Consider the following 1,144-nt stretch of genomic DNA (forward strand, 5'->3'; position numbering starts at 1 on the left):
ATTTTAGTTTTGCAACACCCTCAAATTATTAAAATCTTAATGCTTTAAGTAGAAAATTATATAAAACATAGAAAAATTGAGCTATCAAGGCACCTTGCCATAAACTTAAGTTAGAAGAAAGATAAGGGTGTTTTTTAAGATACATATGTAATATAAAGAGATTCGTTCCACTGGCTGAAAGAACGATTATTAGGCCTCTTTGAAGGTAGTCTCGGAGCTTTGCTTTTGAAAGAGTGAAAATTGTGCCCAGTAGAAAGCAACGATTTGGTTCTCGTTATCGAACTAAAGTCATAGGACTTATTGAGTTTATTTACCGTGAGGAAATAGAGAAACTGAGTGGTACCGCAATAATCACGCCTCAGGAATCAAGCGTATAATGCGTATTTGATTGTGGAGGTGAGATTTTTTATTGTTTAAAGTAAGAATAATATTTTAAAAAGATCATAGAAATTCAAGGCAAAACAGGAGAGAATGATTAAGTTATTTAAAATAGATTAGAAAAGGAAGGGATAATAATGTTTTAAAATTCTTTTTTAATTAATCTAAGAAAAACCGTGCAGGATGATATCAATGGTTCTGTTGCAAAGTTTGAAAAAAATTATAAATGGGTGGATAAATAAGGGGAATAACTTATGCAGTGGCCATTGATTGTTGTAATTCATTGTACACTGAAAAGGCAAGATTTGTTTGGAAATTTCGCCTCTGTTTATATATAGCCTGAATCGTTTCGATTCCTTTTATGGTACGAGAAGCATGACGAGGAGTTTGAAATCCAGCTGATTTCACAAACCGACGTTTGATATGTCGATGATCTTGTTCAATAAGATTATTACGATATTTAATGGTACAGTGATTGGTATGTACATAATACTCAGCTTTCTGTAATTTTTTGAATGCACAAAGTAAAGCTGGGGCCTTGTCTGTCGTAAGAACCGATGGTTCTCCAAAATGTTTGACCAATCTTTTCATAAAGGCATAAGCAGCTTGATGGATTACGTGTTTTTCAAACTTGAAAGTCCAGTGTATGTCCATCACTATCAATCGCGCGGTATAAATAACACCATTCTCCTTTGACTTTGATATACGTCTCATCTAAATGCCAAGTATGGAGTGCCGATTTTTTTTTTTTTTTTTTTTTTTTTTT

1 pseudogene is annotated in these 1,144 nt (G+C 33.0%); it reads right to left on the reverse strand.

Going from position 1 to position 1,144, the window contains the following annotated elements:
* Positions 1-630 precede the first annotated feature (630 nt).
* Positions 631-1,144: pseudogene (locus tag RT27_RS32015) on the reverse strand (IS6 family transposase); the annotation flags it as partial.

Origin of the sequence: Bacillus sp. L_1B0_5, from assembly GCF_000836715.1 — a bacterium.
Classification (GTDB): Bacteria; Bacillota; Bacilli; order Bacillales; family Bacillaceae_G; genus Bacillus_A; species Bacillus_A thuringiensis_S.